At 42.2% G+C, this 14,572-nt stretch carries 9 protein-coding genes; 6 read left to right on the top strand and 3 right to left on the bottom strand.

Annotated features, from left to right (window positions below):
- Nucleotides 1-14: 14 nt before the first annotated feature.
- From nudC to dnaQ, 3 genes are all read right to left on the bottom strand, one after another.
- On the bottom strand, nt 15-767 hold the full coding sequence (nudC, locus tag NG55_RS08990; RefSeq protein WP_016540463.1) for an NAD(+) diphosphatase: 753 nt from the start codon (nt 765-767) through the stop codon (nt 15-17).
- Nucleotides 767-2,413: a chemotaxis protein gene (locus tag NG55_RS08985; RefSeq protein ID WP_065343045.1), complete on the bottom strand. Its 1,647-nt coding sequence runs from the start codon at nt 2,411-2,413 to the stop codon at nt 767-769. The genes nudC and NG55_RS08985 overlap by 1 nt, the downstream gene beginning before the upstream one ends.
- Nucleotides 2,414-2,540: 127 nt before the next feature.
- Complete coding sequence (gene dnaQ, locus NG55_RS08980; protein ID WP_023270202.1) at nt 2,541-3,902, bottom strand: DNA polymerase III subunit epsilon; 1,362 nt, start codon at nt 3,900-3,902, stop codon at nt 2,541-2,543.
- A gap of 507 nt (nt 3,903-4,409) precedes the next feature.
- On the opposite strand from dnaQ, the gene NG55_RS08975 reads away from it, so the two are divergent.
- From NG55_RS08975 to NG55_RS08950, 6 genes are all read left to right on the top strand, one after another.
- Nucleotides 4,410-7,664, top strand: coding sequence for a LysM peptidoglycan-binding domain-containing protein (locus tag NG55_RS08975; protein WP_065343044.1), 3,255 nt, complete (start codon nt 4,410-4,412; stop codon nt 7,662-7,664).
- Between the two features lie 6 nt (nt 7,665-7,670).
- On the top strand, nt 7,671-9,521 hold the full coding sequence (locus NG55_RS08970; protein ID WP_065343043.1) for an extracellular solute-binding protein: 1,851 nt from the start codon (nt 7,671-7,673) through the stop codon (nt 9,519-9,521).
- Nucleotides 9,522-9,536: 15 nt separating this feature from the next.
- The gene (gene yejB, locus NG55_RS08965; protein WP_065343042.1) at nt 9,537-10,607 is read left to right on the top strand and encodes a microcin C ABC transporter permease YejB; all 1,071 of its coding nucleotides are present in this window, start codon (nt 9,537-9,539) and stop codon (nt 10,605-10,607) included.
- Nucleotides 10,607-11,617: an ABC transporter permease gene (locus NG55_RS08960; RefSeq protein ID WP_065343041.1), complete on the top strand. Its 1,011-nt coding sequence runs from the start codon at nt 10,607-10,609 to the stop codon at nt 11,615-11,617. The genes yejB and NG55_RS08960 overlap by 1 nt, the downstream gene beginning before the upstream one ends.
- Nucleotides 11,595-13,190, top strand: coding sequence for an ABC transporter ATP-binding protein (locus NG55_RS08955; protein ID WP_065343040.1), 1,596 nt, complete (start codon nt 11,595-11,597; stop codon nt 13,188-13,190). The genes NG55_RS08960 and NG55_RS08955 overlap by 23 nt, the downstream gene beginning before the upstream one ends.
- 111 nt (nt 13,191-13,301) lie before the next feature.
- Nucleotides 13,302-14,546: an NADH:flavin oxidoreductase/NADH oxidase family protein gene (locus tag NG55_RS08950; protein WP_065343039.1), complete on the top strand. Its 1,245-nt coding sequence runs from the start codon at nt 13,302-13,304 to the stop codon at nt 14,544-14,546.
- Nucleotides 14,547-14,572: the final 26 nt, after the last annotated feature.

Below are 14,572 nucleotides of genomic sequence, written 5' to 3'. Positions count from 1 at the left end.
TAAAAAAGCATCGTTTAAGATGCTTTTTTATTGTCGATCATTTGCATGATCATGCTATGGGCAATACTGCCTTTAAATGGAATTTCGGGAAGTTGGTCAAACTTAAAGAATTGTGCATCACTAATTTCTTCCAGCTGTAACTGAATATCCCCAGATTCATATTCGGCATGAAAGGCAATCATTAGATTACTTGGAAAGGGCCACGGTTGACTCGACATATAACGAATATTTTTGAGTTTCAGTCCGACTTCTTCAAACGCTTCACGTTGTACAGCTTCTTCTAAAGTTTCACCGACTTCAACAAAACCAGCAATTAACCCGTACATATTACTTTTATTGTGTGCGGATTTAGCCAACAGGACTTCATCCTGACCTTTAGTGATAATGGTAATAATGCATGGCTGTACACGTGGATATTGATGATAAGCACAGGCAGGACACACCATGGCATATTCTTTAGGGTGAATTTCAGTGACATGGCCACAATGGCTGCAAAACTTATGGTTACGACGCCATTCGAGCAACTGCACTGCACGACTGGCCTGTAGGAAGTCACTGCTGGACCAAGATTGAATCAATTCCCGAATAGGAATCAGTTGATAGCCTTCGGGAATAGCTTCATTTTCCAGTAGATCACGTGCAATGACGTGATCATTATGATGGATGGGGAGGTCACTTGCTAATTTCTCAACTTGAGGAAGTTGGAAGTTTTGGTCGACTAACAGTTTTTGGTGTTGAAAAATATAAGCAAGTGATCGTTGAGTCATTATGCGGCTATCGTTTGTAATTGTTGACTGTTAGATAATGCCACATCAAACATAGATTGCAACACAGGTTGCTTATTCTTCAAGTTGTCCACCAATAAATCTAAACCAGCCACAACATTTAAGATGCAATTAATTTGTTCGGCATCGAAGGCTTGATTTTGAGCCAAGCGGTACTGAGCAAAATGAGCCGCACCCAATAAAGCAGTTTGTTGTGCTGAACTTCCCAAAAATAGAGCTGCGCCAGAAAGTTCTTTGAGATACTCTGGCAGAGCTTCCAAACTATGTGCAGTTGGGTCTTGGATATATAGACTCAAGGTCTGAGTTAAGGTATCAATCAGGGTTTTGGTTTCAGTCAATAATACTTTATGCGCTTCATCTAAGCGATCAAGCGAGATCTGCATATTATTGACACGTAATTGTAAACGGCTTGAGGTGTAATTACGCTCCAGAATACCAATCGAATTCATTGAAGCTAGAATGCTGTTCATCAAATGTTGCACTGAAGTCGCATCGGTTAAGGTATTCGGCTGACTGAGTTTTTCCGCTTGCTGAGTGAGTTCTCTTGCTGCCTCATTTAAATTCAGCACTTTGAATACATTTGAGAGCTGGCTTAACTTTTGTTGCAACTCTTGGGTTTTTTCAGTCGACATATTCTGATGGTTGTACTCAATTTCATTACGAATTTGAGCCATTTCATTGGTCATCAATTGACTGATGGTGTGTACTGTTTCATAGTCAGGGCCGTATAAATGACGGCTTAACACCTGTAGCTGTGTATCACTGAGTAATTCATCGCCAATATTGAGTTGTTCACGAATATGGTGTGATACATCATCTTCTTGGCTAATGCAGATACATAGAATGTCTGCAAGATCAGCAATACTATTTTTAAAGCTTGCAGGTTGCAGCAAAAATTTACCAATATTGGTTTCAATTTGAATCAGCGTGCGAAGACGTGCTTCTGTAATAGAGAGCTCATTGATATGGCTCAGTCCCACATTCACCAGTTGCCAGTATTGCTGACTTGGTTGACCTGTTGCTAAACCTGCCAAATAAACACCGACCAATTTGATCCCTTGTAGATCAAGCGCAGTCTCTGATTGCTGAATAAGTTTATTTAAACAGAGCTTATACAGCTGATGAATATATTGTGATTGTTCCAAACTCGGCGCTTGAGGCAAATTAAAACTTGGTGTAATGAACTCAAGCAAAGGTTGTACAGTTTGACCTTCTTTGGTGAGTGGTTTGCCCAATGCTTTCTCTAAACGATTGAGAGTATCGAGTAAGAATTGTGGAACTTTGACTTCACGTAAGCAAATGAATTCAATATAACGCTTCAGCATGGTGGTGCCTTCACTGAGGGCAATCACATCACTGGTTTGAATCTGCTGGGGTTGTGCCATAATTTTACGCATCAATTCAGCAGAGTATTGGGTAATTTGCGATAAATGCGGCATATCAATTAATGCCAGCACGTGTGTACATTGTTCAAACTGGTTCAATGCATCATCAATCCCGAATGGTAATGCTTGTTCTTCGGCAAGGGTATTGACCGCTGTTTCTACCAATTTAATCGAATTGTCGATTTCATTTTTTATTATTAATAATGCCGTTGGGTCGAAATGAATCGAGGTTTGGTAAGACATATGACCTACACCTTTCCTAAGTTGTTATATCCATGGACCTCCTTTTTTAGGAGGTCTAAATCTTTAAGGCTTAATATAACTTAACTTTAGAGCCTTGAAATACAAAAACTTACACTGAGCAGAAAATTTATTTTGCGAAAAGGCAAGGCTCTCCATGTTTTTGTTCAAATTGTTTGACCCAGGTCTCATGTTCATTTAATTCATGTTCTGATGGCTCGATCACAGGGAGGTCGATTTGTACCCGCTGACGAGTGGTTTTACCTTGGTTTTGCTCTGTTTGTGAAAGGGCATCCATATCAAATGAAACTTGCCCGCCCGTCATGGCAAGATAAACATCAGCCAAAATTTCAGCATCGAGTAATGCACCATGGAAAGTACGGTCTCGCGCTGGAATTTCGTAACGGCGGACCAAGGCATCCAAAGAATTCTTTTGTCCAGGGTGCTTATTTTTGGCCATTGCCAAGGTATCTGTGACTTCACAAACCTCTGAAAGTGGAGGTAATCCAGTGCGTTTGAACTCCATATCTAAGAAGTTCATATCGAAGGTGGCGTTATGCGCGATAATTTCAGCGCCTTTTAGGAAGTCAAACAGAACATCGGAAATTTCGGCATATTTCGGCTTGTCTTTTAAAAAGTCATCGCTGATACCATGGACATTTTCAGAGTCGCCGACCGCTTTTTCAGGATTAATATAGATATGAATCGAGCTACCTGTAAGCTTACGATTAATCATTTCAATCGCACCCACTTCAATAATACGGTCACCGTCTTGATAGTAAAAACCAGTGGTTTCAGTATCGAGAATCAGTTGACGCGGGCCCTGCACATCTAGTTTTGCTTTGGTGATCACAATGTGGGGATGCTGATTTTCTGTCGTTGTTAGGGCTAGATTGGTTGTTTCACTGTCGTCAGTGGTATCTTCACTTTCTGCTTCTATTTCAAGGTCTGTATCTTCAATCATCTCATCAGCCTCAGCATCTAAATCTAAACCAAAGGGGTCATTTAAAAGCCAGTCAGCTTCAGGCTTTTTTATATCAGCGTTAGCCTGTGTTGCAGATTTAAGTTGTTGGGCGGTTTGTTCAGCACCTAAGTTGGCCAATTGGTCTGCCATTTCATTACCAGCATGTCCAGCATGACCTTTAATCCAGTTCCATTCAATATTACGGTTGGCACAGACGGCATCAAGTTTTTGCCATAAATCTGGATTTTTAACATCCTTCCAGTTTTTCTTTTTCCAACCGTGAATCCATTCAGTGATGCCTTGTTTGACATAATTGGAATCAGTCCAGATGATTAAATGTGCATCAACAGGGCAGAATGAAACGCCTTCGATTGCGGCTTGAAGCTCCATACGATTGTTGGTTGTCTCGGGTTCACCACCAAACAGTTTATGCTCACCTTGTTCGGTAATGACATAAGCACCCCAACCCCCAAGACCTGGGTTACCTTTGCATGCGCCATCAACGTAAAGTGTGATTGTTTGTGACATATCTGAACCTGAACAATAAGCAGAATAAAAATTTGAGTATGTGCAATCCAACAAGAAATACACAAGATTTAAGTCAATCTAGATTGAGCTTCAAAGAATCGAGAATTTTAGCATTTTCGAGCGATGTCTTGTATTGTAAAGCTAAATTCCGATTCTGAACGTTACAAAACTCATCTTTTTTAATTTCTTGTAACATTTCCATGCAAATCACGTTAAATTATTGCCTTGTCTAAGTGACATGCTTTACTACAATGGCTAGGGTCTGTTGGCGTTTCACAGATGACAGAAGAATTTTGCCTTGCGCTGTGATCAAAACGGTGCTTTGCTCTTGCTCAGGTTATGGCTAAAACTTCCCCAAACTTCGTTATGAGAACTGACAAGGGGGCGGCCATTGTCTTTGTCCTATGCTTTGTTTGAGTCGTTTTTAATCGATAACGCAATGCATGCTTGAAACATGAATAGACCCTACTTAAGAAATAAACTAGCGTGAGTTGACTGGAAGTTTTTATGTATAAATCGAGCACATTGGTGTCGCAAACATCTGCAACATCATTATTCAAAATCACTGTACTCACTTCTGCTCTCGTTGCGCTGGGAATCACTACAGGGTGTTCTTCAACCCCTCAATCAACTAAAGCGTCAACGTCTAAGCAGGCGGGTTCAGGTTATCTCGATGCAAGCAGTTTAGATTCGCTTGAAGATTTGTTGTCAGCAACAGATATGCGTGCTGTGGAAGGTGATCGTCTATTGGTTCTGAAACACGGTGATGTGTGGAAGCGAATGACAGTTGGATTCAAGATGGACTTGAACCATTGGGATTCACGAATTGAAGCACAACGTAGTTGGTTTATTTCTCGTCAACCGTATTTAGATCGTTTAAGCGCGCGTGCCAGCCGTTATTTATATCACACAGTAAAAGAAGCTGAACGCCGTGGTATGCCAACAGAACTGGCATTACTGCCAATTATTGAAAGTTCCTATGATCCGGCTGCGACCAGTAGTGCTGCAGCGGCGGGTTTATGGCAGTTTATTCCAAGTACGGGCCGAATTTATGGCTTACAACAAACCAGCCTGTATGATGGCCGTCGTGATGTTGTTGAATCGACACGTGCAGCATATGAATTCTTTGGTAGCTTATATAATCAGTTTGGTTCGTGGGAGCTTGCACTGGCCGCTTATAATGCGGGACCAGGGCGTATTCAACAGGCGATTAACCGCAACCGCGCTGCAGGTTTACCAACCGATTATTGGTCATTGAAACTCCCGCAAGAAACCATGAACTATGTTCCACGGTTCTTGGCTGTGGCACAAATTATTAAGAATCCAAATGCTTATGGTGTCAGCTTGCCACCGATTGCTAACCGTCCTCACTTCCGTGAAGTCAGTTTGGCTGCACCTCTTGAATTGAATCAAATCGCTTCAATCACGGGTTTAAGTCGTGCGGAGCTTTATGCATTGAACCCTGGTTATCGAGGCGAAATGGTTGATCCAATGAGCCCAATGCGTATCTTAATTCCAGCCGATCTCAGTCCTTCGATTGATGCAAAATTACGTTCAGGTAAAACCAGCTCTGGTGGTTTCTGGGCAAGTAATAAAACGCCACCGCCGATGAATACCAATCCGTTGAGTACTTCAACCACGGTTCGTACCACAACAAGTACAGGCCAAAGTAATAGTGCATCGACAGTAACACCGCCGAATTTAACGGCGAGTAATACTTCTCGTCCAACGACATCAATTTCGAATACCAGTAAAGTCAGCACACCGAGAGGCTCGAATGCTCTAGCTTCATTTGCCGCAGCGGCGGATGTGCCGAGTGCACCGCGTATTCCTGTTGCGATTACACCTGCAACCAATGTGAAACCTGTGGTGACTGAACCGCCAATTTCTTTGAAAGAGCGTGAGCAAATTAGTGCTGCAATTAAAGAAGAAGGCAAGAAAGAAACAGTGGCTCAAGTATTAGAGCCACAAGCAACACAAGCTGAACGAGATCAGGTTGTAGCTGAAATCAAAGCGATTGCGCCGAAGGGCACAGAAATTGTCGATCCATTTGACGGCAAGATCAAATTAACGGCGATTCAGACCAGCCAGTCGGTTGCAGATGAAAAAGGTCAAGAAGTCAGTAAGGGCTTTGCTTATCCAAAGAACTTGGTTGAAGACAGTGCCACTGCCAATAGTGAAGATGCCAAACGCAACCAAGGTAAGCCATATATCAAAACCGATACCGATGTGGTCGTGGTTGCACCGAAAGGCAAGCGCAGCACCTATGTGGTACAGCCTGGTGATACTTTAGCGATCATTGCGCAAAAAAATGGTGTGAACTGGCGTGATATTGCACAGTGGAACCAGATTGATCCAAACGGCACCTTATTCGTTGGTGCAAGTTTATATTTATATGATGCCAAACCAGAGGCACCAAAAGCTGCTGAAAAACCAGAGAGTTATGTGGTGCAGTCTGGTGATAGCTTAACTAATTTGGCTTCACGCTTTGATTTAAGCCTGAAACAGTTGGCGGATTATAATAATTTGTCTGTGACTGATGGTTTGTTCGTTGGACAAAAATTAACATTGATTGAGCCAAAGAATAATACCCGCACAACTCAGCAGCCAGCGCGTGCGACTGACAGTAAGGCAACAACGACTCAAAAAGTTGCAACCAAATCATATACGGTGAAGCGTGGCGAATATTTAAAACTGATTGCGGATCGTTATGCGTTATCGAATCAGGAACTGGCAGATTTAACCTCAGGTTTAACCGCCAGCAGCAGCTTATTCGTTGGACAAAAAATCAATGTCCCATTGCATGAAGTTTCTTCAACTCAAGATACACCTGAGCCAACGAAGAGTAATGTGAAATACGACAATGTCAGTGCATCGACTAGCTATAAAACTGAAAGTTATACCGTACAGCGTGGCGACACTTTATCGAGTATTGCAACCAAGTCGAAAATTAGCTTGAGCGAGTTGGCTGAGCTGAATAATTTGAAGTCAAATAGCGGTGTGCGTTTGGGTCAAAGCTTAAAGATTCCAGCGGGTTCAACTGTACCTGATCAGTATGTGGTGCAGTCGGGTGATAGCTTGAATGCGATTGCGGCCAAGTATAATCTGCAACTGAGCTATGTTGCCGATCTAAATGGTTTAGAAAGAACCTCGGGTGTACGTGTTGGTCAACGTTTGAAATTAACCGGTGATGTACCAGCAAAAAATACTGCAAGCAACACAAGCAAATCGAGAGAAGAAACTACACCTGATGTTTATACGGTTAAATCTGGAGATACCTTAGGCAATATTGCCAGCCGTCATAATTTACAGCTGGATTATGTTGCCGGTTTAAATGGTTTAACACGTGGCAGTAATGTTCGTATTGGTCAAAAGCTCAAATTGACTGGCGACCTACCGAAGGCTGAAACAGCAAAAGTGGATGACAGCAAAACAACGACTAAGCCTTCAGCACCAAGTCGTAATACTGAAAGATATGCTGTAAAGGCTGGCGAATCTTTAAATAGTATTGCCAATCGTTTTGGAATGTCGGGACGTGAATTGGCTGACTTAAATAATCTGAAAGCCAATGCTAGTCTGCAACGGGGTCAAAGTATTTCAGTTCCTAAAACAGTGAGTGAATACAAAGTCAAACGTGGTGATACCTTGATTGGCTTAGCAAGCCGTTATGGTTTAGACACTAGTGCATTGGCAGAAATGAATGATTTGACGCCAAGTACCCAATTACGCATCGGTGATGTGATTAAAGTGCCTAACTTGTAATTACAGATGATTCAAACGCTGTTCATAAAAAGGCTTGGTTTCTATATGGGACTAAGCCTTTTTGTTCCTATTTCATTTGCGACGATGCAAACCACGCCATATTTGGCGATGCATGTGCAACCTAAATATGCACAGCTTAAGGTAATGCCTTATGCCAATGCCCATGCACCTAAAGGCGGTATTCTGAGTCAATCGAGTTTGGGGACATTTGATAATTTAAATAGTATGAATGGCAAGGGCAGTTCGACTGAAGGCGTCAATTATCTGTTTGATAGTTTGATGGATCGTTCGCTGGATGAGCCACGTGTGATGTATCCCTTACTTGCTGAAAAGGTCAGTTATGATCCAGATCATTTGCAATCCGTGATCTTTCACTTGAATCCTCAAGCGCGATTTAATAATGGTCAAGCAGTAACAGCAGAAGATGTGAAATTTACCTTCGATACTTATCAGAGCAAAGCCAATTTAGGCTTTCAAATGTATTTGTCTGATTTGGCCAAAACAGAAGTGTTATCTAAACACCAAGTTAAATTTATTTTTAAGTCTAAAAATAATGTGGAAATGCCCCTGATTGTAGCGAGCCTGCCGATCTATTCAAAATTGGATTGGAGAAATAAGGACTTTAGCCGTGTCACACTTCAACCGATTGTGGGATCAGGGCCTTATATCATCGACAGAATTGATGCAGGACGGAGTATTAGCTATAAGCGCAGTCCTAATTATTGGGGCAAAGATTTACCAGTAAACAAAGGCCGCTACAATTTTGATCGACTCAAATATGTCTATTATCGAAATTTGGATGTAAGTTTTGAAGGATTTAAATCCCGACAATTCAATTTATACGAAGAAAAAAATATTCGGAATTGGGTGACGGCTTATAACTTTCCAGCTGTAAAATCTGGTTGGATCAAGCAGTATAAGGCACGGCTGGGAACACCGCTCGATATTCAAAGCTTGGTGTTTAATACCCGCCGTGCACCGCTCAATGATATTTATCTACGTCAGGCACTGACCTATGCCTATGATTTTGAATGGCAAAATAAGGCACTTTTCTTTAATCAAAATCGACGCTTACAAAGCTATTTTGACAATACCGATTTAGCTGCTACAGGCCGACCTAGTGCCGCTGAATTGAATATATTAAAGCCCCATTTATCCCAGTTCAATCCTGTGATGCGACAAGGTATTTTGGCTGATTGGCGCTATCCTGTTTCTGATGGCAGTGGATTCAATCGGCAGAATTTATTGACTGCACAACAGATCTTAAAAAATGCGGGCTATCTGATTCGCAAGGGGCAGTTATATGATCGAACAGGTCAGGCCATTCGCATTGAGTTGTTGATGCAACAGGAAAACCCACAGCGTGAATTAATGCCTTTTGTGCGTAATCTGAAGCGTTTAGGGATTCAGGTTCAGCTACGGCAAGTGGATGTGCCGCAATATATGGAGCGGATTCGCCATCAAGATTTTGATATGATGGTATTGAAGTTGCCTCAGACGCTTACTCCGGGTAAAGAACAGGCCCAGTTCTGGGGGAGTGCAGCAGCAGATGAGGCGGGTAATTATAATTATTCAGGGATTAAGCATCCTGCGATTGATCAGATGATCGCGAAAATTGTAGCGGCAAAAACACGCGATGAGGTAGTGTTGTATACGCGTGTGCTTGATCGCTTGTTACGTGCTGGCTATTATCAAATTTTGACTTATGGGAAGCCTGAACGTTGGTTTGCTTATTGGGACATCTATCAGCAACCACAAGTCAAACCTAAGCTTTCAGTCGGTTGGGAATATTGGTGGGTCGATGCTGAGAAAGCCAAAAAACTTGATCAATCTATGCGAAAATCTGAATTAAAATAATTAGGATCTTATTAAATGGTTCACTATATTCTGAAAAGAATGTTATTGATGATCCCGACATTATTTTTCATTTTATTGATTAATTTTTGTATTGTACAAATTGCACCTGGGGGCCCTGTTGAGCAGGCGATTCAGCAAATCCAGAATGCGCAAGGCTTCGGTGTCGGTACGAGTGCATCATCCCGTTTGACCACCTTGGCACAATATGAAGGTGCGCGTGGTTTAAGCCCAGAAATGATTGAAACCATCAAAGCACAATATGGCTTTGATCGGCCTGCGACTGAACGTTTTTGGTTGATGTTAAAAGGCTATTTAAGCCTAGATTTCGGGACCAGCTTTTTCAAAGATAAACCGGTCACCCAACTGTTATATGAAAAGCTACCTGTCACCCTGTCTTTGGGTCTATGGAGTACCTTCCTGATCTATCTGATCGCAATCCCACTGGGCATTAAAAAGGCTAAAAATAATGGCTTACTGTTTGATCAATCTACGTCCTTATTATTAGCCGTGAGTTATGCCATTCCATCTTTTGTATTTGCCATCGTGTTGATGGTTTTTTTTGCTGGTGGCAGTTATTTACAATGGTTTCCCTTGCAGGGGCTGGTTTCAGAGGACTTTGCTCAATTGAGTTTATGGGCAAAAATACAAGATTATTTGTGGCATATGTGTTTGCCCATCCTGAGTATGGTCTTGGGTAGTTTTGCCGCATTGAGCTATTTGACGAAATATTCTTTTGTTGAAGAACTGAAAAAGCCCTATGTGCTGACGGCAAGATCAAAAGGTCTTAATGACAATCAGGTGCTTTATGGACATGTCTTTCGCAATGCGATTTTGGTGGTGGTGGCAGCCTTACCAGAAGCATTAGTAGGTATTTTGTTTGTCGGTAATCTATTTATCGAAATCATTTTTAATTTAGATGGGATTGGGTTACTCGGTTTTGAAGCGATTACTCAGCGCGATTATCCTGTTATTTTCGGGACTTTATTCTTATTTACCTTATTTGGGATGCTATTGCGTTTAATCGGTGATGTGCTGTATCACTTGATTGATCCGCGCATTGATTTTGCATCAAGAGGTGGAAAATGATGTCTCCTTTGATGCGCGCGCGTTTTGAGCGATTTAGGCAAAATAAATTGGGCTTTTGTTGTCTGATTTTGTTTTTATCGATCTTTGTATTGTCCTTATTTGCTGAACTGATTGCCAATGACAAGCCGTTGTTGGTTCGTTACCAGCAGTCGTTTTATTTCCCGATCTTGAAAGATTATCCCGAAACCACCTTTGGTGGCGTCTTTGAAACAACAACCGATTATCAAGATCCTGCGGTAAAACAGCTGATTCAAAAACAGGGCTGGATGATTGCTGCACCGATTCCTTTTGCTTATCAGACACCTAATTTATCTTTGGCAGTGCCTGTTCCCTCAGCGCCAAGCGCCCAAAATTGGCTGGGAACGGATGATCAAGGGCGTGATGTGTTTGCCCGAATCCTTTATGGTCTGCGTGTTTCTCTTTTATTTGGTTTTGCTTTGACGCTGTGTTCTGCCGTGATTGGCGTTATTGTTGGCGCAATACAGGGCTATTATGGTGGCTGGATTGATTTAATCGGGCAACGAATTTTGGAGGTCTGGGGTGGCTTGCCAATGTTGTTCATTGTCATGATCTTGGTGAGTATGTTTAGCCCCAGTATTTATTGGCTATTCTTGATCATGTTGTTATTTGGTTGGACTCAGTTGGTTGGGCTCGTACGAGCAGAGTTCTTGCGGGCGCGCAATTTTGATTATGTCCGTGCAGCGCATGTGTTGGGTGTAACGGATCATAAAATTATCTTTAAGCATATTTTACCGAATGCAATGAGTTCAAGTTTGTCACAGATTCCGTTTATGTTGACTGCCAATATTATTGCCTTAACTGCATTGGATTTCTTAGGTTATGGTCTACCGCCTGATGCTGCATCATTGGGTGAATTATTATTGCAAGGCAAAAATAACTTAGATGCGCCGTGGTTGGTGCTGTCTGGCTTTTTTACATTGGCGATTGTACTGTCTTTATTGATTTTTATTGGGGAGGCTGCACGTGATGCATTTGACCCAAGACGATAAACAGTTTGATCAATCCGCCTTATTAACTGTTCAGCAACTCAATATTTGTAATGAAACAGGGCAGTGCTTGCTTGAGAGTTTGAGTTTTGATTTATATCCAGCGCAAACGATTGCACTGGTTGGAGAAAGTGGTTCAGGTAAAACCATCAGTGTGTTGGCGATTTTGGGTTTATTGCCAGAAAGTTTTATGGTGCAAGGTCAGGTTGAAATTGCAGGGGAAAACTTGCTGGCTTTGAGCCAGAGCCAGTTACAGCAGATTCGTGGTAAACGTATTGGCATGATTTTCCAAGAGCCGATGACGGCTTTAAACCCTTTGCACACAGTAGAAAAAATGTTGGGTGAGAGCCTATTACGACTTGGTGTTACTCAGGCCGAAATTCGACAGCATTGCGTGGCGTTGTTGCAGGATGTCGAAATCAACGATGCAATAGATATACTAAAGTGCTATCCACATGAGTTGTCTGGTGGGCAGCGGCAACGGGTCATGTTAGCAATGGCTTTAGCTTTAGAACCAGAAATTCTAATTGCCGATGAGCCAACCACGGCTTTAGATGTGCTGCTGCAAGTACAAATTTTAACGTTATTAAAACGCTTACAGCAGCAACGTAAGATGGCAATTATTTTGATTAGTCATGACCTGAATTTAGTTAAGCATTATGCTGATCATGTGGTGGTGCTTAATCAAGGCCGTGTTGAAGAGCAGGGTACGATTAATGAAATATTTAACTACCCTGAAACTTCCTATACCCAGAATTTACTCAATCATGATTTTGGACAAGCCTTGGTGATGCAGCCTGCACCTACCTTGCTTGAACTGAACGATGTCACGGTCAAATATCCGATTCGGCAGGGGTTATTCCATCGGGTTAAAGCGTATAAGGTTGCAGCAGCATCTATTCAGTTGAGTCTGTCTCAGGGCGAAGCTTTGGGTATCGTTGGAGAAAGTGGTTCAGGAAAATCGTCATTGGCTTTGGCAATTGCACGGTTGATTCGAAGTGAAGGTCATATTCATTTTCAGGCACATGATTTAAACCAGTTGACCCAGAAACAGTTACGACCGCTTCGACCAGAATTTCAGATCGTGTTTCAGGACCCTTTTAGCAGCCTGAACCCTCGTATGTCGGTCGAGCAGATTATTGTAGAAGGGCTCCATCTTCAATCCATTTCAAAGCAGCAGTGCCAAGCTGAAGTCGATGCTGTTTTGGCAAAAGTTGAATTATCTTTAGCGGATAAACAGAAGTATCCACATCAGCTTTCTGGTGGGCAACGGCAACGTGTCGCACTTGCAAGAGCACTGGTGCTAAAACCAAAATTACTGATTCTAGATGAACCGACCTCCGCCTTGGATCGAAGCACGCAGTTAGCCATCATTCAATTGTTACGTCGTTTACAGCAGCAAGAACAAATCAGCTATCTCTTTATTAGTCATGACTTACAAGTCATTAAAGCACTGTGTCAAAAAGTTTTGGTGATGCATCAAGGCAAAGCTTTGGAATATCAAGCCACAGCACTTTTATTTAGCCAGCCTCAGACGGAATATACCCGCCAACTGATTTCTGCGAGTGAATATTAGCATTGTAATTAAATTGACATATGCTATTGTCAGTTCATCGGAAGAATGCTTGACAGTAACAATAATCAGATTAAATTAGAGTAAATACTCTAATTGTAGCAGAGGATGACCATGAGTCAGATTGCAGACAGTATCCAGATTCGCAATACCATATTTAAAAACCGCATTATCAAAGGGGCGATGAGCGAGGCACTTGCCAATGATGCAGGGCAACCCAATGATCTATTGATTGGTCTATACGAAGCATGGGCAAAAGGTGGTTTGGGCTGTGCCATTACTGGAAACGTGATGGTAAATGTGGGCGCCAAGAATGAGCCGGGTGTGGTTGCAATTGAAACCGAACGTGATTTGGAAAAACTCAAGCAATGGGCTGCTGTGGGTAAGAAACATGGCATGGTGCAATTGATTCAATTGTCACATCCTGGTCGTCAATGTCCAAAGGGGTTAAACAAGGAAACGGTCGCACCCTCAGCTGTGCCATTTAGTCCAATGCTTGCGGCAATGTTTGGCACACCACGTGAACTTAAACACGACGAAATTTTAGATATTATCCAGCGTTTTGCGACAGCAGCTGCAGTCTGTGAAAAAGCGGGTTTTGAAGGTGTGCAATTACATGGTGCACATGGTTATTTGATTAGCCAATTTTTATCACCTTTGACCAATAAACGTACAGATCAATGGGGCGGTTCGATTGAGAATCGTATGCGTTTCTTGATCGATGCTTATCAGGCGGTGCGTGATGCAACTTCTGAAAACTTCATTATTTCAGTCAAACTGAACTCGGCAGATTTCCAGCGCGGTGGGATTACAGAAGAAGATGTGATTACCGTGTTTAAAGCTATTGATGCTGCGGGAATTGACATTATTGAAATTTCTGGTGGCACTTACGAAGCTCCAGCCATGGCAGGTGCTAAAGCAGAAAAGCGTAAGGCGAGTACGATCGCGCGTGAAGCTTATTTCTTAGAATTTGCAGAAAAAATTCGCCAACATGTTGCCTGTAAGTTGATGGTAACAGGTGGCTTCCGTACAGTTGAAGGAATGAATGCTGCATTGCAAAGTGGTGCATGTGATTTTATCGGGATTGCGCGTCCATTGGCTGTAGAGGTTGATTTACCTGAACGCTTAATCGCAGGGTATGATGTCCGTTATGCAGTGAATCAAATTAAAACAGGAATTCCATTTGTCGATAAAATGGCAATTATGGAAATCATCTGGTATGCGGCACAGTTCAAAGCCATTGGACAGGGTAAAAAGCCAAATCCAAAATTATCGCCGTTGTTGGTATTTTTGAATTATGCGAAGGGGAATATCAAGGCGGTTGTGAAAGGTCGAGTCAATTCAAGGAAGTCTGCATAAGATATATTAGGACTCTTCGGAGTCCT

This window comes from Acinetobacter gyllenbergii (assembly GCF_001682515.1).
Lineage (GTDB): Bacteria > Pseudomonadota > Gammaproteobacteria > Pseudomonadales > Moraxellaceae > Acinetobacter > Acinetobacter gyllenbergii.
This window is presented reverse-complemented; position numbering and strand designations above follow the sequence as displayed.